Below are 26,417 nucleotides of genomic sequence, written 5' to 3' on the forward strand. Positions count from 1 at the left end.
ATAAAGTTCAAAATAGCCTAGAATAATGATATTACAAGCCGACGCTCTCCGCTACGAGGCTCACCTGAAAGAGCAGGAAGCCATTGCAATGATGGAAGCGGTAATTCAAGGAAGAATGTTGAATTTTTAAAAGATAAGGAGAAATAACTATGGCGAGTATAGACCATCACAGCAAAGCATTTGATGAGGCTACTTTAACGAAACTCATAATATTTGAGGATTATGCAAAAGAGTGGATACCTACTTTTGTAATGGGTGGATACAAAGAATTATGGATTTTTGACTTCTTCGCAGGTCCAGGTTATGATAAAAAGTGTGTTGAAGGCAGCCCAATACGTATTTTGAGGCAGATTAAAAATCAAATAGGAAATATATTTCAAAAGAATACAAAAATCAATTTATGTTTTAATGAGTTTGATAAGACTAAATTCGAAAAACTTAAAAAAGCCTGTGAAACATATATGCAAAACAACCCGGAACTTAGGAGAGCTAATGTTCATATTGAATATTGCAATAAAGACTTTGAAGTTTTATTTTTCGAGAAAATTTCGACCATAAAAAACAAACCATCTCTTGTTTATTTAGATCAAAATGGTGTTAAATTTTTGTCCGATAAATATTTTTTAGAATTGGCCAGCACAAACACGACAGACTTTCTATACTATGTAGCTTCATCGTATTTTCTGAGATTTGGGAATGAACCAGAATTTAAAGAGAATATCAATATAGATATTGAAAAAGCCAAAAAGGACCCTTATAAGTATATACATAAAAGTATCTTAGAACAGCTGAAGAGTCGTTTGCCTCAAAATACAAAACTATCTTTATACCCATTCACTATAAAAAAAGGAACTAATATATACGGAATAATTTTTGGAGCCACGCATCCTCGTGCCGTCGATAAATTTTTGAAAACAGCATGGAAACGTAACGAATTGAACGGAGAAGCGAATTTTGACATTAATAATGATGAAGAAAAATCTCTGTATCAGCAAGATCTTTTTGGAAAACCTATATATAATAAAATAGAAGAATTTTCAATAAAACTACGAGATACGATTTTAAAGGGTGAAATCAATAATAATAAAAAAGCATACGATTTTACATTAAAAGAAGGACATATCGACAAACATGCATCAGAGGTAATACTACAATTAAAAAAGGATAAATTGATAACATTTGAGGGGAAAAGTCCGTTAGTTAATTATGAACAAGTGTACAAAAACAGACGAATTATTAATTTTGAGATTGTAAATAGGAAGCAATGAAAACAACCAAAATAGAATGGACGGATAAAACTTGGAATCCGATAACTGGCTGCACAAAGTTCTCGGCAGGCTGTCAACATTGTTATGCAGAAGTTATGGCTCGTAGATTGCAGGCTATGAGGCAAGAAAAATATAAAAATGGCTTTGCTCTTACTCTACATGAAGCTAATTTGCAAGAACCTTTATTATGGAAAAAATCTCATACAATTTTTGTGTGCTCGATGAGTGACTTGTTTCATAAAGATGTTCCTATCGAATTTATTGATAAGGTCATGAATATTATCAAACAAACACCTCAACACAGATACCAAATTCTCACAAAAAGAGCAGAGAGAATGAATGAGTATTTTAGCAATCGGGAGATTCCCAAGAATGCTTGGTTAGGAGTTACAGTAGAAAATATAGCATCAAAAAGCAGAATAAATATTCTTAGAAACCTTGATGCTCCTATTCGTTTTCTATCTTGCGAACCTCTTTTAGAAGATTTGGGAAATCTTGATTTAAATAATATTGACTGGGTTATTGTTGGCGGAGAAAGTGGAGTAAATGCGCGACCAATGCTTGAGGAATGGGTTCTTTCGATTAAGGAACAATGTGAAAGACAAGAAACCGCATTCTTTTTTAAACAGTGGGGTACATGGGGGAGTGATGGCATAAAACGGAATAAGCATTTGAATGGCAAAACGATAAAAGGAAAAATATATCAGGAAATGCCTGTTAAATCATCATTGCCAGGGACTGTCAAAACGTAAAACAGGGCGAAGGCGAACATGGCAAGTTTTACAAAATGTAATGACAAAGAGGAAGATTGAGTTCGAGAGTTATGACACACGTGTTTTTGTAAAGAACTGCAAATCTATCGGGTATATTACAAGCAATTAGATCTTTTATGAGCTTGGGTTGCCCCCACAGGTTTCTGCCATGTTGTAAATAGAGGCAATCAAAGATAAAAAAGTATCAAGCGAAGCCATTCTGATACACACCAGCTAATAGTTGTAAAAAGCTGCTTGAGTTGTTGTCCAATATCAATTCTTCGTGAAACATATAACGTGATTTTTAATATTTACATTAACTTCCAAATACGAAGTATATGCGTCAGAATAAATTTAAAAAAATCGAAAAGGAGAAAAGGAAACTTGCTTTTGAAAAAGCCCACGAGATTAGAAAGTTTGAAATAGGGCTTTATTGGAAACGAGCCACTTATTTTTGGGCCTTTATAGCCTCTGCCTTTGTCGCTTATATTGCAGTTATATCTTCCAAAAACGAAGCATTTGAGGATAAGGACAATTATGCTTTCATTATAACATGCATTGGTCTCATCTTTTCTTTTAGTTGGTATCTTGTCAATAGAGCCAGTAAACATTGGCAAACCAATTGGGAGAAGATTATAGATGATTTAGAAGATGAATTTACAGGAGACTTGATGAAAAGGCATATAAAGAATAATAACAAGTGGTATGAACTGACACTATCGTATAGATTCTCCGTATCAAGAATTAATCAGATTATAAGCCTTTTTATTACTGTAATATGGTTCATATTCTTATGCTCTTCTGGTTATAAAGTTCTCTGCATTTCCACATTTTCCTTATTTGGCAGTTGGCTGCTCCCTATATTTTCTTTTGTAACTCTTATTTTCATAGTTGTCCTTATCAAATACGGGATATCAGGAAAACCGGAAGAAAAGGTTTCTCTTAAACCTCCGTACGAGAAAAGAATGTACTAGGGAAAGAACAATTAACTGATACCTTTATTGATTAACAGGTTCTTTCGCTTCGCAAGGGATCTTTTTTTACTCTTTAACAGGAACTTGAGGAGAAGTAGTCGAAAAATCTATTACTTACGCCATTTTGAGGCAATTTTTCCTTTTTCCATAAAAATGCATATTCCGGAGTATATCTTTGCTTCATTCTGAACAGCGCAATGCCTTGTAAGCGTTTAATCTCATTATTATGGATATTGTTTTTGCCGATCGAATTTTCTATTGAATGTAATAACTCATAGGATTTTTTATATTGTTCTATGTGTAAAAAGTTTTTAGCCACATTTATTTGAGTTGATATGTTCATGTCGTGAAATGCAATATCTTCAATACACTGGTTGGCAAGTGTCTGGTATTTAATAAACTTCTTATACAACGATAGTTGATTCGCATTGGCTTGCTTTTTGTTTTTCAAAAGCGTACTTTTGCAGGTAAAACCATTTCTAAATTTCTGTAAAGATGGAAAATCACATTGTAATTATGGCGGGCGGCGTAGGCAGCCGTTTCTGGCCGATGAGCACGCCCGAACGCCCGAAGCAGTTTATCGACGTGACGGGATGCGGACGCACGCTGATTCAGATGACGGTAGACCGCTTTGCGGGTATATGCCCTCAAGAGAACGTGTGGGTGGTGACTTCGGAGCGATATACGGGGTTGGTGAAGGAGCAGCTTCCCGAGGTGCCGGAGGAGAATATTCTGCCGGAGCCTTGCGCGCGGAATACGGCGCCCTGTATCGCTTACGCCTGCTGGAAGATTAAGAAGAGGCACCCCGACGCCAACATTGTGGTGACTCCCGCCGACGCGCTGGTGATAGACACTACGGAGTTCCGCCGCGTGGTGAACAAGGCGCTCGCCTTTACGCAACGCAGCAGCGCCATCGTGACGCTGGGCATTCGTCCCACGCGTCCGGAAACGGGATACGGCTATATCGCCGCCGCGCATCCGATAGCCACCGACAAGGAGATATGTACGGTAGACGCCTTTAAGGAGAAGCCCGACAGGGAGACGGCGGAGAAGTATCTCGCCGAGGGCAATTATTTCTGGAACGCGGGCATATTCGTATGGAACGTGCGCACCATCACGGCGGTGATGCGCGTGTATGCTCCGGGTATCGCGCAGATATTCGACCGTATCTTCCCGGCTTTCTACACTGCGCAGGAGCGGGAGATGGTGGAGCAGCTGTTCCCTACCTGCGAGAAGATTTCCATCGACTATGCGGTGATGGAGAAGGCGCAGGAGATTTACGTGCTGCCCGCCTCTTTCGGATGGTCGGACCTGGGTACGTGGGGCGCTCTTCACGGCCTGCTGCCGCAAGACAAAGCGGGAAACGCCGTCGTGGGACCCGACATACGCCTGTACGAAAGCAAGAACTGCATCGTGCATGCCCCCGACGAAAGGAAGGTCGTGGTGCAGGGGCTCGACGGATACATCGTTGCCGAAAAAGACCGCATGCTCCTCATCTGTCGTTTGGATGAAGAGCAGCGGATCAAGGATTTTTATTAATTGCTTACCGGCATGTTGACCGGGGTGCAGTAGTCTATCGTCACCACCATGGTTTCGGCAGAAACGGCACGGTTGGAGAGGAACTCAAGGGGGATTGCCACTCCCCGCTCCGTGATGGTGTAGATATATGCGGGAGTTTGGTCGATTATCGTGAGTCGCATCGGATTTGCCGGAGCCGGGAAGAAGTTGGCGGTCTTGAAACGGACTTCCAGCGGCAGCAGCTCCTTGGGGAACGTTCCGGGAAGCATCACCCGGGCATGCATCGTAGCGCCTTGCGTAGCGGGAACCGTGCCCACCTGCCAGGCTTGGAAGGTGAAGTTCGGACGGACGACTACCGTCACCGAGCGGTATAGCCTCACGGGGGTGATGCCGTCTTCATACTCTACTTGGACAACGATTTTCGACCGGAGCTCGCCCGAACCGGGGATGCTGTGGAGCGTAACCGATACATGGCCGGTGGAGGAGTTGATAACGGCGTTGCTCACCGCCGCTTCGTAGCCCTCGACGGGTTTGAGGCTTACGCTCATTTTTCCGTTGTCCGTCACCCAGCTCTCTCCGGAGCGCACGGAATAGGTGGCGGTGAAATTGCCCGATTGAGAAGGCTCGGTGACCACGATGAAGTTTTTGTCCACTTCCAGCTTGCGTATGCCGTCGGTGATGGAAGGAAATACCTCCAGCGACGGGTCGAGCGAGAAGTTGGTGTTGTCGGCGGCAGACGCGATGGCGCTTTCTATATCGGGATGCCCTATGTTGGTCACGTTGCTTACGTTAATGTGGTAACTGTTGTTGCGCCGGATGTCTTGCCTCTCTTCATCGGTGTTCACGATGTCGATCTTGTAGTACGTGGTTTGTCCGCTGAATTCTCCTTTGACAATCATGCAGGAATAGTCGTTCCCTGCGGACGCGTTGTCGCGCTCGAAGGTAAAGACGGCGCCTCCCGTCATGGGTTGGAAATCGGAGAGCGAAGGCACTTTCAGCTCCGCGTCGGCAGGAACGGTAATGGCGTTTTCATCGAAAACGTGCCCGTCGGTTCCTTCCGCGCGCGGATTGAATGTGGCGATGGTTCCGCGGTCGTAATTGTAAATGGCGAACGAAACGTTCTCCAGACCGCTCTGCACGCTGAGTGTGAACTTCGCCATATTGCAAATCATTTCGACGGGGGTGTCGCCGAAAGGTTGCTGCTGTGTGATGCCTTCGCTTAGTTCGATACGCTTCCATGCGGTAAACTGTGTGGTGGAGATGCCTGCCAGCGCTTCGCGGGCGTCTTTGCCGATGAGCTCGTCGTTCCATCCCGTCCAATCGTAATTGGCGATAAAGTGTACGATGCGCGGGTCGTTGGAATAAGTTACTTGGGCAGTGTATGTCCCGGAGCCGTTGTGTACGGTGGATGCTTTCTCCAATATCCGTTCCGCGTCATCGCACACCAGCAGGTCGATACGATTGATGGTGAAATCGCCTCCGGAGCGCGATGGCGGAATTTGGGGCGCACGGATGGTAAAGGAGATGGCTCCTTGGGGAGATGGGGGTTGAACCGCAGGTTCTTCTCCCGAACTGCATCCCTGCGCCATTGCCAGAAGTAACAGGGGTATATACGATAGTAACTTTTTCATACGATTCAATTTTTATGTGGTATTTCGATGTTGTATAGCTGTCTCTTTTTTTAATTGTCGAACGGAGGGGCCTTTATATCCCGTACGCAGCGAACGTGGGCCCAGTATGAAGTTGCGTTGCCTGTGGCCGTCGGTAGCGTAATCTTGATGGCTGCGGAGCTGAGTCCCGACCAATAATACTTTCCGGTCATGATTTCGGTGACGGCTGTGCCTTGTTGCTGCATTTGGTCGATCAGCTGAATCTCCGCGCGGGTGGGCAGCCGCCAATCGTCCAATATCACCTCTTGACCGTTTTCCACACGGGTTTCGGTGTAAAGGGCGCAAGTGTGAAGCGCATACCGCTCGTCTTGATTGTTGCTGTAATACTTCAGATATCCATTGCTCGACCATGTCTCCTTATAATATAATGGTATAGTAGCTCCCAGCTGCGATGCCAGTTCGAAATTGGGTGAAATCATACAGGCGGCTTCTTCGCTGTCCTCGGTAATGTAGTCGGTATGCTTTAGTACGTAGGTGTAGTTTATCCAAGTAAGAATACGTTCATAAAACCCTACCTCTGTGGTCGGCGGGAATGCCAGCACCGTGTTCGGAGGCAGTTGGCTCGGAACCAGGTTCGTAATGCGGTAAATGGATTTGTTGTTAAGTCCCGGAGCCAGTGTTCCGTCCGGTCTCCAGCTCGACCTGATGCCTGTGGTGTTGGTGATGAACGTGGCCGGATACTGCCAGAGAGTGACCTCTATGGGGTCGATGCCGGTAGAGGCTTGATGGCCGATGGTGAAAGTAATCTTTTTGGGGATGTAGTTCTCCGGAACCTTCGAATATACCTTGATTTTGCTTCCCGCCTGAAGCGTGACTTGCGGAATCTGGTCGCCGGTGCAATCTTCAATCACCGGCTGCCCCGTCTGGTTGCTTACATAGATAAACTTTCCCTTCACGTCGGTTATCGCCACCGGATCTGAGGTGGAGTAGCCGATGAAATACGTATCGATGTTTTTCATTTCCACATACGTTTCGGATACCATGAGGTAATGCGGCGCCTTGATTTCGGAGACCATCAATTTCTCCTCCCAGTTTTTCACGCTGAAGAAGGCGTCGACCGGCGCGGGGTCGGCGGGGTCGAGGCTTCCCAGTTTGCTTACCGCCACCGTGATTTCGTAAAGATGGTTGGCTTTGACGGATGTTTCGCTTCCGTTCAGCGGCACCCGGTAGTAATAGTTCTTTTCCTCTCCCGTGGATGTTTTGGTGATGGGCAAGGTCAGGAGAAAATAAGTCGATTCGTCGATGTCGCTCCAGAAGTTGGGATAGCTGTAGAACGGCGCGGACGGCGTGCCGTTGAAAGCGATTTCCGCTTCGTCCGAATCGGAATACTCGGCATCGTCGGGCAATGCTTCGTGGTCCAGATAGCCCCGGTCGGTGACGTTCTTCAATCGGATCGTGGGTTGCCCCAAGGTGTATCCGCCTCCCGTGATGGAAAACGTTGTCAGCTTCACGCGCGCCTTTACGGCTGCCCGTTTCAGTTCGAAATTCCCGATCCGGTTGTCGCTGCTGCCCAATTTCAGGTTAGCTGCCGGAACCACGGACGCCATCATCACAAAGTCGCCGTTTGTGACGGAGCCTATCGCCTTGCTTACTACGTGCTGCTTGAATTCGGTGAGTGTTTTGCCCCACAATTCGTCGTCCAGATTGGCTACGGCATACACCGTGTAGCTCACATTGCCCTGGAAGAGGTCGACGTAGGTGTCTTCTATCGGCAGCAGTATGTCCGTGTTTTCGGCAATGGGCGGAACAATGGCAGCCCGGTATTTCATGGTTTCGCCTTCGAAGAAGTACAGCTTCAGCGAAGTGATGGTGTTTTCGTTGCCCACGCCCGGCTCGTCGGCACGCGTAATCACGGCAGACTTGGGTACCTTGATTTGCAGGGAGAGTTTTCCGCAGTCGGCGCAGCCGCAATCTTCGAGATTGTCGCTCAGGCACGACGCGAAAACAAAAACACTCAACGCGGCGAATAATGCGTAAAATATATGTTTTGCTTTTTTCATAGTTTTTTCCCTCCTGTATTAATGGTCGTCTTGTGTGATTAAAATCTGCGTATCGGGTTGCCCGTTTACTAATTTTATGCGTTCCGCCGTTCCGTTGGCCGGATTGGTGACGGTGATGTAAAAGTGTGTGGTGCGTGTCACAGCCGGATTGTACGGTTTCAACGGCTTGATGGTTATGGTCTTCGTTTCGCCTATCCCTCCGTATGTTTGGGTGATGTCTCCGAATCCGAACTCCAGCCCGTTGTCCAGCGAGGCTTTCCATGTGGCGCCTTCGGGACCTGCGGTGAGCGTAAAGTCGAACGTGAGGTTGTTTTCGATGGAAGTGACATTCCCTTCCACAGTCGTGAATTCGGGTATGACGTTAATTTCGGGATTTTCGTCTTCGAACGACTGCTCGCTTTCTACCAAATCCCACGGTATGGTTTTGCATTGCAACAGCAGTCCGTCATAGTCTTCGCCTATGGAGTTGACGGTTGCCGTGAGCATGTAGTGATGATTCCGCTTGAGGGAATAGTTGTGGTCGTCGGCGTCCGAGTTTTCATCGTTGATGTAGGCCCTGTAGCGGGCGTTCACGTTGTTGTATAAGGCGTCTATGACGATGTAGGCGGCCCGGTTGAGCGTGTCGCTCACCGATCCGATGTTTTCATACACATATACGGGTTTCCTGCTGCCGCCCCACACATCGGTGCCGCCGGCAGTCACTGCAAAGCCATCCACTTCCGTATCGTTGTGGTTCCAGTAAGTTTGTCCCGGCACGTTTTCGCCTTCCCACAGCGCCGCTTTCGCCGTCGCCCGGTAGAGGCGTACTCCCTTCAGTACAATGGGGATGCCGTTCGATTCGGGGTGGGGCCCCTTCTTTATCTTTAACGTAAGTTTTGCCACCAGGCGTGTCAGGTCTATCGTCACCGAAGCCGGAGTTCCCGGAACAACGGCGATGTCTACAGGCTTGTAGCCGGTCATCGTGAAAGGTTGCTCCATCGGGATGGAGACGGCGGGAGTAATAAGACCTTTCAGCGCGTTGAGCGTGGTGACGCCGTCGAGTGCGGCGGTGAGCGCGGCAGGCTCATTGGCTACCACATAGATGGTTTTCGGACCGGTGGTGGTTTGTATCCTGAACGGATTCTGAAACTCTTCTTCGCCCGAACTGAACACCTGCATTTCGTCCACATAGTTGCCTCTGAATACGTAAACGCGTATTTGGGTGATGAGCTCTTCGCCGGCATACAGATCTCCTCCCCGGGTTTGAATATTATTCATCGATAAAGATATGACTGCCGGTTCGCCTTTATCGCCCGATGGGTCGTCGTTATTGCATGCCGTGTTCCAAAGAAGCGCGGCCGACAATAAGAAAAATATCTTGTAAATTGGTTTCATCATACTTTATCGTTTTTATTAATATTCTACATCCTGATAAATCACACCCCACGGAGTGACTACCACTTTAATACTGAGATCCGCCCAGAAGTCGATGACGATATTCAGTGTTTTTCCGACCACGGGAATAAATTCTTTGCCGTCGGAACCCTGGGTGAAAGAGTACAGTAAATTGCCTTTTTTGTATATTTCGAGCACGTAAGACTCATTCCCGGCGGTAGGGAACGTGTTGAACAGCGAAGTAGCCAGCTTGTTGTCTCCGACAGCCGAGATCGCCGGTTTGTAATTCACCATGTTTCCGCTCAGCTCTCCGTTGGAGTCGTAGGTATCGGGCGACTCGCGCAAGATGAAAGAGTAGTCCGACAGCGATTCGCCTGCGGGAAACTTGCGGGCGGTGATGATGACCGAGGCCGTTTTACGGAAGATCTGCACCTCGTGCGACCGTCCCATTTCGGTGCTTCCGAACTCCACCTCCACGTCGTGCGAGCCGAAGAACAAATCGCCCGGCGATTGCGCGACGGTAATCATGTTTCGGGTGACTTGCCCCGATTTCAGCTTCACATACAAGTCCGTCAGTTGCTGCACGGTGTTGATTTGCGAATAATCCACTTTGCTGTCCAAGTTTGCCCATGCGGCAAATTTCAACGATTTGTATCCCGGAAATTCCATCCGGATATCTATGGGCTTGCGTTGCTTTACCTCGTTGGCGGTCATTGTGAATGTTTTGAAAATCTGTTGATTTTCATCAAACACAAACAGAATAACTTGCTCTACGTCTCCCGATTCGGTTATGTCATTCCCATCGGCATCCACTGCCTTGACGGTGACTTGAAACGGTCGAGGGCAATCTGCAACATTTTCTTTGAGGCAACTGCTTAGCAAACCGGTAAGCAATAATGCTACAAGTAAAAAGCAGTATTTGTTTGTGTTACTCATATCCTTATTTTTTGGGTTATTTTTATTTCCGTGGGGGAGATTGCTCTCCGCCCACGGTATCTGCCGTCAAAGCGGCAGGATGGTTGTGTTATCGGTTCGGGGGTAAACGCACCGAATGGTTGATTCACACAACTGATTAGTACACTACATTTTGTCCTACAACTTCCCACTCTGCAACTTCCACTTTCACATCGAGCGTTGCGGCTTCTGTAGGCGGATCGGTAGGATCGTCTTTACCCAAGTGCTTGATGGTAACAGAGATGTTGTATTTGGTGTTGCGGAGTATCTTACTGTCTTTGGGAGTATCTCCTTCATAGGTATAGCCTTCTTTATTCGCGTTTACTACGATGGAATAGTAGGTGTAACCTTGACTGTCAATGGCGCCGGGGAACTCGGTGGCAGTAGCATAGTCATCATCGGCTGAGCTTTTTTTGATTTTTCCTTTGATGGAGAGTACAGTGGGTTGTACGGAAGCGTCGTTTTCGAAAACATAATAGTATACCTGCTTTTCGCTTAAGATATCTAAACTTTCAAAGGGGTCTTTCAAGTAATCTGCCGTCTCCCATGCAGCCGGTTTCAATGGCCCGCCGAAACTACTCAAATCAACTCCTGAAAGCAATTCGGTTCCTGCTACCAAAGCTCCTGGATTGCCGAAATATTTGGATTGTTTTTTGGCATTGAACAGGAATATTTCTTCCGGTTCGAATGTGAATTCTGCGTACGAGCCGGTGAATTGAGTTACAGCATTTACCAATGCTACGCGGGCGGGTACACGCGTCAGTTTCACCGGTACGCCTACGCTGATTTCGTTACCTGCAGGAGTTTGCCCTGCCGCATATCCATAATAATTCTTACCGGCTTGAATGGTGAATTCCTCGGTTACTTCGCTGGTCATCAGCAGGCCGTTTTCTAAAGTTTGGGCTGCCAAATCGGAAGCAACTTTACCCAGTAATGCAGCTTTCGAGGTAATGGTTCCCATGTCGGCGGTAGCGTTGGCCACCACCACCATTGTGCGTGAACCGGTAGTTACGGCAATGTCTTTAACTTCGGTGACATCCTCACCGGTCGCTTGTTTATGCCCGTCCACAGCATCGCCGTTGAATACGAACACATCGAGCCTCTTGATTTTGCTTTCGCCTGCAGTGATGTCATCGGGAATTCCGATTGCGCGAGTGCCGCCTTGTACGATTTTCAATGACATTGTGGCGTTTTTCGCCTGTTGAACAACCGGTGTGTCCTCGTTGCTACAAGCTGCCAGCCCAAAGGCAATGGCTCCTAGTAAAAAAAGTTTTTCCAGTTTCATACATTAAAAGTTTTAAGAATGAATAAAATTAATTAGTTAACTCGGTTTTTTTTAAAGTTTCTAAATATTGGTTTTTGTTCTCAAGTACGTTTGTTTCTATAAATTGTCTTCGATGTATTTTTGGTATTGGTCCGCATTGTGTGCGGCATCGGCGTTCCCTTTCCGGGCGGCTTTGCTGAAAGCCGCCTTGGCAAGCGGTTCCTCGTTTTTCATGGCGTGGGCAATCCCCATCACATTCAATGCCTTGTCGTTCTCCGGAAAGTTTCTCACCCTTTTCAGGGCGGCATCGGGATTGTTTTTCAGCAATTCGCCTACGGCGGCGTTGATGCCTGCCACTTCGCTTTCGGGGAATGTATCGGCAGCGATGTCGAACACCTCTTTATATTGGGGGCTGTCTTGCGGATAAGTTTCGGCAACCAGGAACATTTCGTTCAGGCTCAAGAGCTTGGGCTTCGTCTTTAGCACCTGCTTCGCTTCCTCCACATTGAACGGGCGGGAGACGAAGGCGATGTCGTAGTCGTTGCGGCGCAACGGCGGGTAAAACTCGGTGAGCAAGAGGTTGTAGGTCTCTCCGTTGTCCAAAGCCTTCAAGCGCGTGTCGCGGGCATCCCATCCGGGCTCTTTGTCGATGATTTCCACTATGGCGTCTTTGTTGGGCAGGGTAGAGGCGACTACCGCCTTGCGCAGCCCTTTCCAGTCTTCTCCGAACCACTCCACCTTGAATTGTTGCTGCGTGTATCCGTGTTTCTTCTTCAGATAGCGCGCGAATGTCTCCGCCCGCCGTTGCGAAAGCAGCATGTTGCGTTGTTCGGTGTCTTCGGGCGAGGCATATCCCGAGACGGTGAAGTGGGTGATGTTCAGGTCTTTGTCCGTTTTCAGCTCTTGTACGATCTTGTCGACCTTCGCCAGCTCGGCGGCGTTGTTTTCGAAATCGGTCAGCAAGTCGTACCGTCCCACCTTGTAGTTCAGGTGCGCGCTATGGCGTTTGCTTCGCTGCTTCACGGGTTCCACTTCGGGAACGATGTATGCGAAACGGTAATCGGGCTTAAAGAAGTCGGGCAGTACTTTTTCGACCACCGATTTCTCCTCTTTCCCCACGCCGCAATCGGCGCAACCGAACACTTCGGTGAAGAACAGCAACCTTGCCGCCCGTTGCCAGTCGGCATACCGGCAAGCGGCTTCGTAAGGAATGCTTTGCGAAGCGCCTTTGCGGTGTACCACTTCCGCCGCCGGCTCCGGTTCGAAAACTATTTTCCCTTTCCACCGGAAGGGGCGTTTCAGCACTTTGTCGCGGGTGGTTCCCTTGATGACGACCGGAGGCAACGCTTCGGTATCGGCTCCGGAGAGCGAGCTGATGACGGGAGTCAGTACGATGAGATGGTTTCGCTTGATATCCAGTTCGCTCAGGTCGATGTCCATCGTCACCCTCGTGACGCCTGCTTTCTTATGGACAGCCAAATTTTGAACGCTGATTTGATCGGCATAATTTGTCTGCGCTTCCGTTTTTTCGATACACAAGGCAGTTGCCGCTATGATTGACAAGATATGTATGTATTTCAGTTTCATAACTACAAGAATGCTTAAATGTTATTTCATAAAATAGATGAGAGAAACAGCCGCTTTGGTGACTCCGAAATAGTGCTTGTGGTTGCTTCCTATTTTGCTGCCGCATTTCACGCAGGGATATTTGTCGTAAGTGAGATATACGTACCCCGCGCCCAAGTTCAGTTCGAAGTTCCATCTGGGAGACAAGATCCATTGATAGCCGTAGCTGAGTCCGCCTCCATAAGCGAAACCTTCGTACCGGTAATCTTTCAATTTAGACAGTCTTCCTATGGGAATATCCCATCCCCCCATGTTGTATTCGCCCGCGAGGGCATGCACCCCGAAGAAATGTCCGTTGAAACTTTCGCATAGCCAATAGCGCAACTCGGGCATCACTATCCAATGCTTCGCCTTTTTAGTGTCTGAAAAATTGAAAGGATTATAACCGCCGCCTATCTCGAGCGTGTATTTCCGATTGAAAGAAAACTCTATACCTATATTAGGGGTACCCGCAGCCGCCCAATGGGCTAAATTCGTTTTTACCCCTGCCGATTGGGCGCGCGCTACTCCGCCCCCTATAATAAATAGGCTTAGCAGAAGAGAAAAAAGAGTTTTATTCATAGCAATTTATGTTTGATGTTAAGTGTCCGTTTCGGGCGAAATGCTAGGCTTTTTCGCTTAAAGATTGGTCTAAAAGTACACGAATCTAAACAAGAGTGAAAATATTTTAGGTAGACAAATGGGTGGACAGGGGGTGGACAAATGGGTGGACAAGGTATCGGATAATCCGAGATGAGGTTAATAACTATCAGATTGTTAACGATTTGCAAAATGAGGTGGGCTTTCACTGTATCGAATACATTTTTGATATTTTTCTCGAAAAGTGTCTGATATATCGTTTTTTTATTTATATTTGTAGAGGTAGTGAAAGCGTATTTCCTTATATAATAAAAAAAAGGGACGCGAACCTGCGATTCGTTGTCAGATGTTTTGACCGAATGATGAGGTACATGCCGGCAGGTTTGCAACGATGGAGACACAGACAGTAATTTTTATTGTTTTATTTATAATAACAATAAATAGACATAGTTAATTGAATAACAAATCGAGCCTATTTTGAAACAACTTATTTATTCGATATGGATAAGTGTGCTTGGTATTTGTACGGTGTCTTTTTCATCTGCGGGGTATGCGCGTGGCATAGATAAGAAAGAATTTGAACGCATTGTCCGGAAAAGCGACTCTATATCGGACACGCTCGGACTGCGGACCTACTTCGACAGACAGATCGACGCATGCCCGGGGGAACATAAACAAATGCTGCGATGTGCATACTACGTGCGCCTTGCCCAATTATGGGCGCAACAGGAGGATGGTGTGAACGAAAAAAGCGATTCGCTCTTCAAAAAAGCGTTGAGGGTGTTCCCCTTGAACGGAAACAAGGGATTCAGGGCATGGCTCAACACGCAGTACGGATTCTACTATTACTCGTTCGGCCAATACACCCGGGCCCTTCCGCATTTTGTGACCGTGGCGAGAATGATAGAAGATTTCCCGTTCAACAAATGCGAGTTGTACATGGTTGGCGAGACCTACCGTCTCAACGCTTATTACAGGGGCACCCTCGGCGACGATGAAACTTCTTTGTCGTACCTGCTTACTTCGCTTATATATACCCCCGAAACGGATAAAAAACACTGTGAGCTATTAAATAATATAGGAACAATCTACCATCGCCAAGGCAAGTTGGACGAGGCATTGAAGTTTCATGAAAAAGCGATCAGAAACGCGCTTGCGCACAAAGATTCGACGCATTACGCCAAAGCGTTGGGTGAAATCGCACAGATTCATGTAGCCCATGGCGAATACGACATCGCTCTCCGGATGCTGACGCGGGATATCGCCATTTCTCGGAAAATCGGCGATGAAGGCAACACCATGTACGCGTCGATGCAAATGGCTAAGGTTTATTTGTGGAAAAACGATTTTGAATCGGCCAAGAGCTATTTGACAGAGGTGTACGCCTATCTGAACAGCAAGAAATATTTAGCCGATTGCGCGCTGCGTTTTGCCGAGCTGATAGAAGAAATCGATACTAAGGAGCGAACCGTTGAAAACGCGTTGAAAATTCTGAGGAAGGTGAACGGATTGCAACCTTTCCTGTCTGCCACCGACGGCGAATTGATGCTGAAATACATCAATCTGGAGATACAAAAAGACGAATTCGCGTATCAGCTCCGGATGGAGAAAAGCAACCGACGGATCGAGGTACACAGAAACATCGTTTTATCGTTGTTCGCTTTCTGCCTGTTGGTGTGCCTTGTTTTGGTGTTTTTCCGTGTGGCGGGGATGCTGAAAAACCAGAAATTCCATTATAAGAAAAGAATCTTGTCGCTGCAGAGCGACAAGGACTCTTCGGAGAAAGAGCTCGAAAAAACATACAACTCGCTTGTGGCTTATCAAAACTACTTGGATGAGAAGAATAAGCAGATTGTCCGCTTGGAGGCGGAGATAAAATACATGGTGTCCACATCGCCGGGAGGCGGTCCGGAAATGGAAAAACTGCTGACTTCGCACCTGATGACCAAGGAGAATTGGCAAAGCTTCAAGGAGATGTTTATAAAGGGAAACTACGAAGCGTATAGCGCTGTGTTGAACGAATTTCCCGAAATCAGCGAGGCGGCGCTGCGTATCGAGCTGGTGCAGAAGCTGGGGTTTACGAATGCCGAGACTGCACGAATTCTGGGAATCACGGTGGATGCGGTGAAGAAATCGAAACAACGTTTGCGTAAGAAGCACCCATGCTAAGCCGAAAAAGGGCTGCGTCGTTCTGTCACGACACAGCCCCAATCATGGTTTGAGAAACTTCTTGCGGAGTCTCTTATTTCTTGTTCCGGTTTTGCTTTTGCTGACGTTCTTTCATCAGTTGTTCCTGCTGTTTTTGCATCGCTTCCAGACGGGCGGCGAATCCGGAGGTTTTCATTTGCTTCGGATCTTTCTTCTTCGCTTCGAGAATGGCGAGGAGTTTCTCTTCGTCGGTCGTCCTGCGGAGCATGATGGTGGTTCCCACGCTGATGAGTGTAGAGAGGAAATAGTAGTAGTTCAAGCCCGCAGGATAGCTGTTGAGCACGAACAGCAACATTACCGGCATGAGGTACATCATCCATTTCATCGCCGCCATCTGCGGTTGCGCGCCGGTGTCCTGCATGGACATGGTGTACTTGGTGTTCAGGATGTTGGTCACCGTCATGAGCACGCAGAACAGGCTGAGGTGGCTGCCCAGGAACGGGATGTGGAACGGGAAATGGATGAACGCGTCGTAGGTAGAGAGGTCGTCTGCCCAGAGGAAACTTTCCTGACGCAACTCGATGGCGCTCGGCACGAACATGAACAACGCCATCAGGATGGGGAACTGGAGGATCATCGGCAGGCATCCGCCCATGGGGCTCACCCCGTACTGGCTGTAAAGCGCCATTACTTCCTGTTGTTTCTTCATGGCGTCTTCCTGTTTGGGGTATTTCTTGTTGATCACCTCGATTTTAGGCTTCAGCACACGCATCTTGGCGGACGACATATACGTCTTCCACGTGGCGGGATAGACCGCCGCTTTCACTAAGAGGGTGAGGATGAGCAGAACGACACCCATGCTCAGCCCCCAACGGGTGAGCCAGTCGAACACGTTGATGGTGATGTACTGGTTGATGGTGCGCACGACGGGCCATCCGAGATAAACCAGCCGGTGCAGTTTCCATTTCTCTTCGCGTCCTTTGTCGAGTGCTTTCAGCGTTTTGAAATGGTTGGGCCCCAGATAGAAGAACAGTTCGGTAGGCCTCGCCCCCGTAGGGTCGAAGAACGTGTTCATCTCGGCGGAGTAGTCTTTGACGTATCCGCTTCCCTCTTTCTGTAACTTGGAGCGTACCGATACCTTGTCGAAATCCTGTGCGGCGATGAGCGCGGAGGAGAAGAACTGGTTCTTGAAGGCGATCCAGTCGGCGCGTCCTTCGAGTTTCTTCTCGTCGTCTTTGGCAGCGGAGAGATTGTCCACCTTTCCTTCGCTCAGCTTATAAGTCAGTTCGGCGAGGCGGTTTTCGAACCCGAACCCTTTTTCGAGCTGGCGCGCTTTCTGGCTCCATTCGATATCGACATATTCCGTGTTCGCCAGCTTGTCCGCCATGCCGGTGGCCTGAATGCGGAAATCCATCAGGTAGCTGTCTTGTTTGAGCGTATAGATGAAGTCGATATAGCTGTCCGCATCCGCTTCGAGACGCATCACCACGCTGCTGTCGGTCTTGTTGACAGGCGTAAAGTAGTAGTCTTTGGTCTGTATGGCCCCCTGCTTGTTATAGAAGTTGAAGCTCATGGCGGCGTCTTCTTCGTTGAAAAGAACGACAGGCGTCTGTTTGTCCTGCCCCTTATATTCTTTCAGCATAGCCGACCGTACCCGTCCGCCTTTGGTGGTGAGGGTGATTTCGGCCACATTGTTGGCGATGATGACCGGCGATTCGGTTCCCTTTGCCGCGTTGAAGAAGAGCGAAGAAGAGTCTCCGGCGAGCGCGGCTTTCTTTTCGTTGGCGAGCGCCGCTTCGGTTTTGGCTTTCAGCGCTTCTTCCTGCTGCTGCACTAAAGCGATAGAGTCGTAGTATCTCTTTTGCGCGGCAAGCTGCTCCTGACTCGGGCGGCTCAGTATGCTGAACCCGATGAGCAGGATGCCTATCAGCACGAGACCTGTAATGGTGTTTTTATCCATCTTTGTTGATTATAGAGAATTAATTAATACTTGCTTTTTCGTTTTCGATAGCGGCCTTCACAAACGAGAGGAACAGCGGGTGGGGGTTGAGCACCGTGCTGGTGTATTCGGGGTGGAACTGCGTTCCGACGAACCACTTCAGCGCGGGTATCTCGACAATTTCCACCAGATCCGATTCGGGATTGATGCCCGTGCACTTCATGCCGGCAGCCTCGTATCGCGCCTTGTAGTCGTTGTTGAACTCGTAGCGGTGGCGGTGGCGCTCCTGAATGTGCTCTTTCCCGTAGGCTTCGAAAGCTTTCGAGTCTTTCTGCAACACGCATTCGTAAGCTCCCAGGCGCATGGTGCCGCCCATGTTGGTGACCGCCTTCTGCTCCTCCATGATGTCGATGACATTGTGAGGTGTTTTCTCATTCATTTCTCGCGAGTTGGCGTCGGCATAACCGAGCACGTTGCGGGCGAATTCGATGGCGATACACTGCATGCCCAGGCAGATGCCGAAGGTGGGGATGTCGTGCGTGCGGGTGTATCTGATGGCGACAAACTTGCCGTCGATGCCCCGTTGCCCGAATCCCGGGCCGATCATGACGCCCGCCATGCCTTTCAGCGCTTCCGCCACATTCTCGTCGGTGAGGTTTTCGCTGTTGATGAAGTGCACCTCCACTTCGCGGTCGTTGTATGTTCCCGCCTGCGACAATGCCTCGCGGATGGATTTATAGGCGTCCTGCAAATCGTATTTCCCCACCAGCGCGATGTTGACCGGTGCTTTCGACCGGGCGGCGTGGCGGCGTTCGAGGAATGTGCGCCAAGGTCCCAGTTCGGGAGTCTCGCCCAAAGGAAGCCCCATCTTTTCGAGGATGGTGGAGTCGAGCTCCTGCTCCTGCATCAGCAGAGGCACTTCGTAGATGGTGGGCGCGTCGAGCGATTGCACCACCGCTTTCTCGTCGACATTGCAGAACAGCGCCACCTTCTTGCGCAATCCTTCGTTGAGCGGATGTTCGGTGCGAAGAACGATGATGTCGGGCTGGATTCCCACGCTTTGAAGCTCTTTCACCGAATGTTGCGTCGGCTTGGTCTTCAGCTCTCCGGCAGCCGCCAGATAGGGAACGTAAGTGAGATGCACGCAAAGAGCGTTTTTCCCCAGCTCGCGTTTCAACTGACGGATGCTTTCGAGGTAGGGGAGCGATTCGATATCGCCTACCGTACCGCCGATTTCGGTAATCACGAAATCGAACTTGTATTTGTTGCCCAGCAGCTTCACGTTCCGCTTGATTTCGTCGGTGATGTGCGGGATCACCTGGATCGTCTTGCCGAGGTAGTCGCCCCGGCGTTCTTTGTCGATGACGCTTTTATAGATGCGCCCCGTAGTGATGTTGTTTGCCTTGGTGGTCTGTATGCCCAGGAAACGCTCGTAGTGTCCCAGGTCGAGATCGGCCTCGTGCCCGTCGACGGTGACGTAGCACTCTCCGTGCTCATAAGGGTTCAATGTGCCCGGATCGATATTGATGTACGGGTCGAACTTCTGAATGGTTACGTTATAACCTCTTGCTTGCAGCAACTTACCGATGGACGATGAAATGATGCCTTTTCCGAGTGAAGAGGCCACACCGCCGGTGACAAAAATATACTTTGTTTCTCCCACAGCTGTAACTGTTTAAATTATGTTTACTTATGTAGTATGATCGGAATTAAAAACTGCAAAATTATAAAAAAAAGAGGAAGTCGGAGAGTTTCGCCCTTACAAAATTATTAAAAAATGCAATTTTAAAAGATTGCTATGAATTCTAAACAAAATAATGTATTTTTGTGCCAAAATTTAGGAATATCATGAGGAGAAGTTTTTTTTTACCGGCAGTTTTTGCATGCCTCTTTGCTTCGGCGTTTTCTTTACGCGCCGCAGATACTGCCGGAACCGCGATAAGTAAGGCGGATTCGCTTTCCACCGGATTGAGCGGATATCTGATGCTGAAACTGAACATGAACGGAAACACTCCGAAAATGGATACCGTCTCCATATTATATAATAAACATATCGGACAGCTCGACTACCTGAACGACCCTTCGGTGCCCGAACGTTACATCGCTTCGGACCCTGTTTATTTCCGTCTTTTTACCCTGCCGGCCTATTACTATTCGCCGATAGCCCGCTATTCGACGGTGGAGTGGACGCCCCTGCGCCCATATGAGCCTCAGGAGCGGTTGGAAGGTGTTTTCCCCGCTTTCGACGATACCGAATTTACCCGCTACAAAAGGGTGAACGAGGTGGTGGACAAGGCGTTGATGAGCCTGTATCTGAACTGTCCGGAGCTGGTGGTGACCACCGAAGACCGGATTATGAGCCGCGATGTGTTCCGCAGCGACCTGAAACCGAAAATTTCTTCCAAAGCCAAAGTGATTCATCTGTTCGAACCGGAAGAAATGAGCGAGGATGTGGGGCAGGCGGATATCTTGATCAGGAAGCCGAACTGGTGGACTACCGGGGGGAGCGGATCGTTGCAGATCAGCCAGAACCATGTTTCGAACAACTGGTATAAGGGAGGGGAGAGCAACTACTCCGGACTGGCTACTTTGCAGTTGTTCGCCAACTATAACGATAATGAAAAAGTGCTGTTCGAAAACCAAGTGGAAGCGAAGCTGGGCATGAGTTCCACCCCTTCGGACAAGTTTCACGACTACCTGATTACCACCGACCAGTTCCGGATGACGAACAAGCTGGGATTGCGGGCGGTAACGAACTGGTATTACACCATTTCGTCGGAGTTCAAGACGCAGTTCTGCCACGGATACAAGGCCAACAGCGAAGAGCTGATCTCGGCTTTTCTGGCTCCGGCCGACCTGTCGGTCAGTATCGGTATGGACTACAAACTGAAGAAAAAGAAATACAACCTTTCGGTATTCATCGCTCCGTTGATGTATAACCTGCGCTATGTGGGAAACAGGGATGTGAATGAGGTGAAGTTCGGTCTGGAAGAGGGGAAATACTCGAAGAACGATTTCGGTTCGCAGATTAAGCCTACGCTCAACTGGACAATGGCCCGTTCGGTGACGCTGGAGTCGCGCCTCAATTATCTGACCAACTACAAATGGGCGCGCGTGGACTGGGAGAATACGTTTAATTTCGTGCTGAACCGTTATCTGTCGACGAAACTTTATATTCACGCGCGCTTCGACGACAGCGCCAAGCCTGTAGAAGGCGACAGCTATTTCCAGTTGAAGGAATTGCTGAGCTTCGGCATCAATTATAAATGGTAAGTTGAGGGAAATGACGGATCATACCATAACACATTCGGGTATTGTGGAAAACATACAGGGTTCTCATCTTTCGGTGAGGATTGTCCAGACCTCGGCATGCGCTTCCTGTAGCGTAAAGGGGCATTGCTCTTCTGCCGACAGCCGGGATAAAATAATCGATATTTACGACGCCGGCGCCGCTTCGTACCGTGTGGGCGAGGAGGTGACGGTGATAGCCGCCACGTCGACGGGGATGAGGGCGGTGGCGTTGGCTTTCGTGATTCCTTTCGCGCTTCTGATTGTTTCGCTGTTTCTGCTGATGGCATGGACAGGAAGCGAACTGTACGCGGGGATCGGGGCGTTGGCCGTATTGTTGCCTTATTACCTTATTTTGTGGCTGAACAAATCGCGTTTGAAGCGAAATTTTTCATTTACTGTAAAACCAATAAATAACTAAAAAACATTATGAATTTGATTCTGATTGCAGTAGTTTCGCTGGGAGCCATAGCGCTGGTGCTCGCTGCCGTGCTTTATGCGGCTTCCAAGAAATTTGCTGTGTATGAAGATCTGCGGATTGCCCAGGTGGGGGAAGTGTTGCCTCAAGCCAATTGCGGCGGATGCGGCTACCCCGGATGCAGCGGTTTTGCCGACGCTTGTGTGAAAGCGGGTTCGCTCGAAGGAAAATACTGCCCTGTGGGCGGACAGCTTGTCATGGCGCAGATTGCCGACATTCTGGGACTGGCGGCTACTGAAAGCGAACCGAAGGTGGCGGTGGTGAGATGTAACGGCACCTGCGCCAACCGTCCGCGCATCAACCTGTACGACGGTGCCCCAAGTTGCGCGATCGCCGCTTCGCTCTACGGTGGAGAAACGGGATGCAGCTACGGTTGCCTGGGATGCGGAGACTGTGTGGCAGCCTGCCAGTTCGACGCGATTCACATGAATCCGGAAACGGGATTGCCGGAGGTGGACGAAGATAAATGTACGGCTTGCGGGGCTTGTGTGAAAGCTTGTCCGAAGATGATTATCGAAATCCGTCCGAAAGGGAAGAAGTCGAGACGCGTCTACATCTCGTGCGTGAATAAAGACAAGGGAGCGGTGGCGCGCAAAGCATGCGAGGTGAGCTGTATCGGCTGCGGCAAGTGTGTGAAGACTTGCCCGTTCGAAGCTATTACGCTCGAAAACAACCTGGCTTATATCGATCCGTACAAATGCAAATCGTGCCGCAAGTGCGTGGAAGTTTGTCCGCAGAACAGCATCGTGGAGTTGAATTTCCCTCCGCGTAAGCCGAAAGAAGCGGAAGTAGCGGTCGGAGAAACGGCGAACTGAGACGTCGGGGCATAGCGAACAGCCGGCCTCAGAAAAACATCCGGCTTTAAAAAAAAAGAAGAAATCAACAGAATTATAATACAGAATTGTATGTTAAAGACATTTTCAATCGGTGGAGTTCATCCACACGAAAATAAACTGTCGGCACATCAACCCATTATCACGGCGGAAGTGCCCAAAAAGGCGGTCATCCTGCTGGGGCAGCATATCGGCGCTCCCGCCCGCCCTGTGGTAGGCAAGGGAGATATGGTGAAGGTGGGGACGAAGATTGCCGAACCTTCCGGTTTCGTTTCGGCTGCCATCCATTCTTCCGTGAGCGGAAAGGTGGTGAAGATAGATACGGTGGTGGATGCCAGCGGCTATGCGAAGCCCGCCATTTATATAGATGTGGAAGGCGACGAGTGGGAAGAGACGATAGACCGCAGCGCAACGCTGGTGAAGGCGTGCGAGCTGTCGGCGGAAGAGATTGTGAAGAAAATTGCGGACGCAGGCATTGTTGGATTGGGAGGCGCTTGTTTCCCCACCCAGGTGAAGCTGACTCCGCCGCCGTCGTTCAAAGCGGAATGCGTGATTATCAACGCCGTGGAGTGCGAACCGTACCTGACTGCCGACCATCAGTTGATGCTGGAGCATGCGGAAGAAATCATGGTGGGCGTTTCCATCCTGATGAAAGCGGTGAAAGTGAACAAGGCGTTCATCGGTATCGAGAACAACAAACCCGACGCCATCGAGCTGATGACGAAGGTGGCTTCGACGTATGCGGGCATCGAGGTGATTCCGCTGAAGGTACAGTATCCGCAGGGCGGTGAGAAGCAACTGATAGACGCGATTACGAAGCGGCAGGTGGCGAGCGGCGCGCTTCCCATCTCGACGGGCGCGGTGGTGCAGAACGTGGGAACCGCTTTTGCCGTGTACGAGGCGGTGCAGAAGAACAAACCCCTGTTCGAACGGGTGATTACGGTGACGGGAAAATCGGTGGCGAAACCTTCGAACTTCCTGGCACGTATCGGTACGCCGATGAGCCAGCTGATAGACGCTTGCGGCGGACTGCCCGAAGATACCGGAAAGGTGATAGGCGGCGGACCGATGATGGGAAAGGCCTTGATGAATATCGAGGTGCCCACTGCGAAAGGAAGTTCGGGCATCCTGATCATGAACCGGAAAGAGGCGAAACGCGGCAAGGTGCAGACCTGCATCCGCTGCTCGAAGTGCGTAAGCGCTTGCCCGATGGGCTTGGAGCCTTATCTGCTCGGAGCTTTGTCGGAAAACGGAGATTTTGAAAGAATGGAAAAAGAAAGAATCATGGATTGCATCGAGTGCGGGTCGTGCCAGTTTACCTGTCCCGCCAACCGCCCCTTGCTGGACTATTGCCGTCTGGGCAAAGGAAAGGTGGGAGCGATGATTCGCGCACGTCAAGTTAAAAAATAAAGGAATATGGAAAATAAATTGATCGTATCACTGTCGCCCCACGTGCATAGCGGAGACAGCATACAGAAAAACATGTACGGGGTGCTCATCGCGCTTGTGCCGGCTTTTCTGGTGTCTCTCTATTTTTTCGGGCTGGGAGCCCTCATCGTAACGGCTACTTCGGTGGCGGCTTGCCTGTTTTTCGAATGGGCGATCGTTAAATTCTTAATGAAGCAACCGGAAACCACAATACTCGACGGTTCGGCAATGATTACGGGCGTGCTGCTCGCGTTCAACCTGCCGTCGAACCTGCCCCTCTGGATCATCGTTCTGGGCGCTTTGTTCGCCATCGGCGTAGGGAAAATGTCGTTCGGCGGACTGGGTTGCAATCCTTTCAACCCGGCATTGGCAGGGCGTGTGTTCCTGCTGCTCTCGTTTCCCGTGCAGATGACCAGCTGGCCGGTAGCGGGACAACTGACGGCTTATACCGACGCTACTACGGCGGCTACTCCGCTGGCGTTGATGAAGCAGGCGATTCACGGAAATACAGCCGCTTTGGCCGAGTTGCCCGACGCTTTGAGCCTGCTGCTGGGACAAAGCGGCGGATGTATCGGCGAGGTGAGCGCGCTGGCGTTGCTGCTCGGACTCGTTTACATGCTTTGGAAGAAGATCATCACCTGGCATATTCCCGTATCCATTCTTGCCACCGTGTTCGTGTTCGCGGGGTTGATGCATCTGGCTGACCCCGTGAAATACGTGTCGCCGGTGATGCAGCTGCTTTCGGGAGGCTTGATGCTGGGAGCGGTGTTTATGGCTACCGATTACGTGACTTCGCCGATGAGCAAGAAAGGAATGCTGATCTACGGTGTCTGCATCGGTCTGCTGACAGTCGTTATCCGCCTGTTCGGCGCTTATCCCGAAGGAATGTCGTTCGCGATTCTCATCATGAACGCGTTTACTCCGCTCATTAATACCTATTGTAAACCTAAACGCTTCGGGGAGGTGGCGAAGAAGAAATGAAAAAGTTACAATCATCTTTAAAGAATATGCTGCTCGTACTGACGGGCGTCACGGTGGTTTCGGTGGCTTTGCTCGCTTGGGTGAACGAACTGACGAAGGGACCGATAGCCGAAGCCAATGCCAAAGCTTTGAATCAGGCGTTGAAAGAAGTGCTTCCGGAATTCACCAACAATCCGGTGGAAGAAAGCGATACGATTTTCGACGAGAAAGACGGTAAAAAGATCGTAAACTTTATTGTGTATCCCGCCAAGAAAGACGGAGAATGGATAGGCAGCGCGGTGGAGTCGAAGTCGATGGGATTCGGCGGCGAACTGAAAGTGCTGGTGGGCTTCGATGCCGAAGGCAGAATTTACAACTATTCGTTGCTGGCTCATGCCGAAACGCCGGGACTGGGCTCGAAAGCCGACAAGTGGTTCGGGGCCTACTCTCCGTCGAAAGGGGAGTCTGCGGTGAGGCACGAAGAGAGCCGGAAGTCGATTCTGGGGCTGAACCCCGGAGAGAATGAACTGAAAGTGAGCAAAGACGGCGGACAGGTGGATGCCATCACGGCGTCGACCATCACTTCGCGCGCGTTTCTGAGCGCTGTGAATGCCGCTTATCTTGCTTATCTCGAAGGTGAATCGGAAACGAACGCCGTTACCGGGGCGTCGCATAAAAACGAACCCGCCGTCGCGCCCGGAGATGAGACCGCCAATGATTCTATCACGAAGAAAGGAGAAGACAGCTATGAATAACTTGAAAGTAATGATGAACGGGATTATCAGAGAGAATCCCACTTTTGTGCTCCTGCTTGGTATGTGTCCTACGTTGGGTACGACCTCTTCCGCCATCAACGGTATGGGTATGGGGCTGGCTACCATGTTTGTGCTTATCTGTTCGAACGTGGTGATTTCGTCGGTGAAGAAACTGATTCCCGATATGGTGCGTATTCCTTCGTTTATTGTGGTTATCGCTTCGTTCGTGACTCTGCTTCAGATGATTATGCAGGCTTATGTGCCCGAACTGTATGCTACCTTGGGGCTTTTCATCCCGCTGATCGTGGTGAACTGTATCGTACTGGGGCGTGCCGAAGCTTTTGCCGCCAAGAACAATCCGCTCTCTTCGATGTTCGACGGCATAGGGATGGGGCTCGGCTTCACGTTCGCGCTGACGTTGCTGGGAGCCGTGCGCGAGTTTCTGGGAACCGGCAAAATTTTCAATCTGGCGATTCTGCCCGAAGAGTACGGCATGCTGCTGTTCGTACTGGCTCCGGGCGCATTCATCGCGCTGGGATACCTCATCGCGGTGATCAACAGCCTGAAAAAAGCCTGAATGTAATTGATAACTAGATAATTAGGAATTCA

At 49.4% G+C, this 26,417-nt stretch carries 22 protein-coding genes; 12 read left to right on the plus strand and 10 right to left on the minus strand.

Annotated features, from left to right (window positions below):
* Nucleotides 1-149 precede the first annotated feature (149 nt).
* The 3 genes from tcmP to C234_RS0105100 all read left to right on the plus strand — a co-directional run bounded on the left by tcmP (nucleotide 150) and on the right by C234_RS0105100 (nucleotide 2,994).
* Nucleotides 150-1,268: a three-Cys-motif partner protein TcmP gene (gene tcmP, locus C234_RS0105090; RefSeq protein ID WP_027324884.1), complete on the plus strand. Its 1,119-nt coding sequence runs from the start codon at nucleotides 150-152 to the stop codon at nucleotides 1,266-1,268.
* Nucleotides 1,265-2,020, plus strand: coding sequence for a phage Gp37/Gp68 family protein (locus C234_RS0105095; protein WP_021645592.1), 756 nt, complete (start codon nucleotides 1,265-1,267; stop codon nucleotides 2,018-2,020). Before tcmP ends, C234_RS0105095 begins: the two co-directional genes overlap by 4 nt.
* A gap of 338 nt (nucleotides 2,021-2,358) precedes the next feature.
* Nucleotides 2,359-2,994 (plus strand): RipA family octameric membrane protein, encoded by a 636-nt coding sequence (locus C234_RS0105100; protein ID WP_027324885.1) that lies wholly within the window; start codon nucleotides 2,359-2,361, stop codon nucleotides 2,992-2,994.
* A 73-nt stretch (nucleotides 2,995-3,067) separates the two neighbouring features.
* Here C234_RS0105100 and C234_RS17975 read toward each other — a convergent pair whose 3' ends face one another.
* A complete protein-coding gene (locus C234_RS17975) occupies nucleotides 3,068-3,445 on the minus strand; it encodes a hypothetical protein (protein ID WP_027324886.1) in 378 nt (125 codons plus the stop codon).
* A gap of 44 nt (nucleotides 3,446-3,489) precedes the next feature.
* Here C234_RS17975 and C234_RS0105110 point away from each other — a divergent pair, with 44 nt between their 5' ends.
* Nucleotides 3,490-4,533, plus strand: a complete 1,044-nt coding sequence (locus C234_RS0105110; RefSeq protein WP_027324887.1) for a mannose-1-phosphate guanylyltransferase — start codon at nucleotides 3,490-3,492, stop codon at nucleotides 4,531-4,533.
* Here C234_RS0105110 and C234_RS0105115 read toward each other — a convergent pair.
* The 7 genes from C234_RS0105115 to C234_RS0105150 all read right to left on the minus strand — a co-directional run bounded on the left by C234_RS0105115 (nucleotide 4,530) and on the right by C234_RS0105150 (nucleotide 13,961).
* Nucleotides 4,530-6,143 (minus strand): fimbria major subunit, encoded by a 1,614-nt coding sequence (locus C234_RS0105115; RefSeq protein ID WP_152532459.1) that lies wholly within the window; start codon nucleotides 6,141-6,143, stop codon nucleotides 4,530-4,532. The two genes, C234_RS0105110 and C234_RS0105115, sit on opposite strands and share 4 nt — an antisense overlap.
* A gap of 50 nt (nucleotides 6,144-6,193) precedes the next feature.
* Complete coding sequence (fimD, locus tag C234_RS0105120; protein ID WP_051290162.1) at nucleotides 6,194-8,182, minus strand: fimbrial tip adhesin FimD; 1,989 nt, start codon at nucleotides 8,180-8,182, stop codon at nucleotides 6,194-6,196.
* An 18-nt stretch (nucleotides 8,183-8,200) separates the two neighbouring features.
* Complete coding sequence (locus C234_RS0105125) at nucleotides 8,201-9,559, minus strand: fimbrial protein (protein ID WP_027324890.1); 1,359 nt, start codon at nucleotides 9,557-9,559, stop codon at nucleotides 8,201-8,203.
* Between the two features lie 15 nt (nucleotides 9,560-9,574).
* Nucleotides 9,575-10,492, minus strand: a complete 918-nt coding sequence (locus C234_RS0105130) for a FimB/Mfa2 family fimbrial subunit (RefSeq protein WP_081688114.1) — start codon at nucleotides 10,490-10,492, stop codon at nucleotides 9,575-9,577.
* Nucleotides 10,493-10,628: 136 nt separating this feature from the next.
* Complete coding sequence (locus C234_RS0105140; protein ID WP_027324893.1) at nucleotides 10,629-11,795, minus strand: fimbrial protein; 1,167 nt, start codon at nucleotides 11,793-11,795, stop codon at nucleotides 10,629-10,631.
* A gap of 96 nt (nucleotides 11,796-11,891) precedes the next feature.
* Nucleotides 11,892-13,361 (minus strand): OmpA family protein, encoded by a 1,470-nt coding sequence (locus C234_RS0105145; RefSeq protein ID WP_034536958.1) that lies wholly within the window; start codon nucleotides 13,359-13,361, stop codon nucleotides 11,892-11,894.
* Nucleotides 13,362-13,382: 21 nt separating this feature from the next.
* The gene (locus tag C234_RS0105150; protein WP_027324895.1) at nucleotides 13,383-13,961 is read right to left on the minus strand and encodes a DUF3575 domain-containing protein; all 579 of its coding nucleotides are present in this window, start codon (nucleotides 13,959-13,961) and stop codon (nucleotides 13,383-13,385) included.
* Between the two features lie 495 nt (nucleotides 13,962-14,456).
* On the opposite strand from C234_RS0105150, the gene C234_RS0105155 reads away from it, so the two are divergent.
* Entirely contained in the window at nucleotides 14,457-16,148 is a 1,692-nt protein-coding gene (locus C234_RS0105155; protein WP_154656395.1) for a tetratricopeptide repeat protein, read from the plus strand.
* A 73-nt stretch (nucleotides 16,149-16,221) separates the two neighbouring features.
* Here C234_RS0105155 and yidC read toward each other — a convergent pair whose 3' ends face one another.
* Together yidC and pyrG are read right to left on the minus strand one after the other, a co-directional pair.
* Nucleotides 16,222-18,087: a membrane protein insertase YidC gene (yidC, locus tag C234_RS0105160; protein WP_027324897.1), complete on the minus strand. Its 1,866-nt coding sequence runs from the start codon at nucleotides 18,085-18,087 to the stop codon at nucleotides 16,222-16,224.
* Between the two features lie 19 nt (nucleotides 18,088-18,106).
* The gene (gene pyrG / locus C234_RS0105165) at nucleotides 18,107-19,729 is read right to left on the minus strand and encodes a CTP synthase (protein WP_027324898.1); all 1,623 of its coding nucleotides are present in this window, start codon (nucleotides 19,727-19,729) and stop codon (nucleotides 18,107-18,109) included.
* 185 nt (nucleotides 19,730-19,914) lie between these two features.
* On the opposite strand from pyrG, the gene C234_RS0105170 reads away from it, so the two are divergent.
* The 7 genes from C234_RS0105170 (at nucleotide 19,915) to rsxE (ending at nucleotide 26,385) form a co-directional block, all read left to right on the plus strand.
* Nucleotides 19,915-21,339 carry a DUF3078 domain-containing protein gene (locus tag C234_RS0105170; RefSeq protein ID WP_027324899.1) on the plus strand — a complete coding sequence of 475 codons (1,425 nt, stop codon included), beginning with the start codon at nucleotides 19,915-19,917 and terminating at the stop codon, nucleotides 21,337-21,339.
* Between the two features lie 10 nt (nucleotides 21,340-21,349).
* Nucleotides 21,350-21,775 (plus strand): SoxR reducing system RseC family protein, encoded by a 426-nt coding sequence (locus C234_RS0105175; protein WP_027324900.1) that lies wholly within the window; start codon nucleotides 21,350-21,352, stop codon nucleotides 21,773-21,775.
* An 8-nt stretch (nucleotides 21,776-21,783) separates the two neighbouring features.
* On the plus strand, nucleotides 21,784-22,647 hold the full coding sequence (locus C234_RS0105180; protein ID WP_027324901.1) for a Fe-S cluster domain-containing protein: 864 nt from the start codon (nucleotides 21,784-21,786) through the stop codon (nucleotides 22,645-22,647).
* 90 nt (nucleotides 22,648-22,737) lie between these two features.
* Nucleotides 22,738-24,075, plus strand: coding sequence for an electron transport complex subunit RsxC (gene rsxC, locus C234_RS0105185; protein ID WP_027324902.1), 1,338 nt, complete (start codon nucleotides 22,738-22,740; stop codon nucleotides 24,073-24,075).
* Between the two features lie 6 nt (nucleotides 24,076-24,081).
* On the plus strand, nucleotides 24,082-25,074 hold the full coding sequence (locus tag C234_RS0105190) for an RnfABCDGE type electron transport complex subunit D (RefSeq protein ID WP_027324903.1): 993 nt from the start codon (nucleotides 24,082-24,084) through the stop codon (nucleotides 25,072-25,074).
* Nucleotides 25,071-25,808, plus strand: coding sequence for an RnfABCDGE type electron transport complex subunit G (locus C234_RS0105195; RefSeq protein WP_034536963.1), 738 nt, complete (start codon nucleotides 25,071-25,073; stop codon nucleotides 25,806-25,808). Before C234_RS0105190 ends, C234_RS0105195 begins: the two co-directional genes overlap by 4 nt.
* The gene (gene rsxE, locus C234_RS0105200) at nucleotides 25,801-26,385 is read left to right on the plus strand and encodes an electron transport complex subunit RsxE (RefSeq protein ID WP_027324905.1); all 585 of its coding nucleotides are present in this window, start codon (nucleotides 25,801-25,803) and stop codon (nucleotides 26,383-26,385) included. The genes C234_RS0105195 and rsxE overlap by 8 nt, the downstream gene beginning before the upstream one ends.
* The last annotated feature ends 32 nt before the right edge of the window (nucleotides 26,386-26,417 follow it).

This window comes from Bacteroides pyogenes DSM 20611 = JCM 6294 (assembly GCF_000428105.1).
Taxonomy (GTDB): domain Bacteria; phylum Bacteroidota; class Bacteroidia; order Bacteroidales; family Bacteroidaceae; genus Bacteroides; species Bacteroides pyogenes.

What these genes read in the sequence shown, in the direction of transcription:
- tcmP (WP_027324884.1), top strand. Translation starts at nt 150, where the DNA reads ATGGCGAGTATAGACCATCACAGCAAAGCATTTGATGAGGCTACTTTA.
- C234_RS0105095 (WP_021645592.1), top strand. Translation starts at nt 1,265, where the DNA reads ATGAAAACAACCAAAATAGAATGGACGGATAAAACTTGGAATCCGATA.
- C234_RS0105100 (WP_027324885.1), top strand. Translation starts at nt 2,359, where the DNA reads ATGCGTCAGAATAAATTTAAAAAAATCGAAAAGGAGAAAAGGAAACTT.
- C234_RS0105110 (WP_027324887.1), top strand. Translation starts at nt 3,490, where the DNA reads ATGGAAAATCACATTGTAATTATGGCGGGCGGCGTAGGCAGCCGTTTC.
- C234_RS0105115 (WP_152532459.1), bottom strand. Translation starts at nt 6,143, where the DNA reads ATGAAAAAGTTACTATCGTATATACCCCTGTTACTTCTGGCAATGGCG.
- fimD (WP_051290162.1), bottom strand. Translation starts at nt 8,182, where the DNA reads ATGAAAAAAGCAAAACATATATTTTACGCATTATTCGCCGCGTTGAGT.
- C234_RS0105125 (WP_027324890.1), bottom strand. Translation starts at nt 9,559, where the DNA reads ATGATGAAACCAATTTACAAGATATTTTTCTTATTGTCGGCCGCGCTT.
- C234_RS0105130 (WP_081688114.1), bottom strand. Translation starts at nt 10,492, where the DNA reads ATGAGTAACACAAACAAATACTGCTTTTTACTTGTAGCATTATTGCTT.
- C234_RS0105140 (WP_027324893.1), bottom strand. Translation starts at nt 11,795, where the DNA reads ATGAAACTGGAAAAACTTTTTTTACTAGGAGCCATTGCCTTTGGGCTG.
- C234_RS0105145 (WP_034536958.1), bottom strand. Translation starts at nt 13,361, where the DNA reads ATGAAACTGAAATACATACATATCTTGTCAATCATAGCGGCAACTGCC.
- C234_RS0105150 (WP_027324895.1), bottom strand. Translation starts at nt 13,961, where the DNA reads ATGAATAAAACTCTTTTTTCTCTTCTGCTAAGCCTATTTATTATAGGG.
- yidC (WP_027324897.1), bottom strand. Translation starts at nt 18,087, where the DNA reads ATGGATAAAAACACCATTACAGGTCTCGTGCTGATAGGCATCCTGCTC.
- C234_RS0105170 (WP_027324899.1), top strand. Translation starts at nt 19,915, where the DNA reads ATGAGGAGAAGTTTTTTTTTACCGGCAGTTTTTGCATGCCTCTTTGCT.
- C234_RS0105175 (WP_027324900.1), top strand. Translation starts at nt 21,350, where the DNA reads ATGACGGATCATACCATAACACATTCGGGTATTGTGGAAAACATACAG.
- C234_RS0105180 (WP_027324901.1), top strand. Translation starts at nt 21,784, where the DNA reads ATGAATTTGATTCTGATTGCAGTAGTTTCGCTGGGAGCCATAGCGCTG.
- rsxC (WP_027324902.1), top strand. Translation starts at nt 22,738, where the DNA reads ATGTTAAAGACATTTTCAATCGGTGGAGTTCATCCACACGAAAATAAA.
- C234_RS0105190 (WP_027324903.1), top strand. Translation starts at nt 24,082, where the DNA reads ATGGAAAATAAATTGATCGTATCACTGTCGCCCCACGTGCATAGCGGA.
- C234_RS0105195 (WP_034536963.1), top strand. Translation starts at nt 25,071, where the DNA reads ATGAAAAAGTTACAATCATCTTTAAAGAATATGCTGCTCGTACTGACG.
- rsxE (WP_027324905.1), top strand. Translation starts at nt 25,801, where the DNA reads ATGAATAACTTGAAAGTAATGATGAACGGGATTATCAGAGAGAATCCC.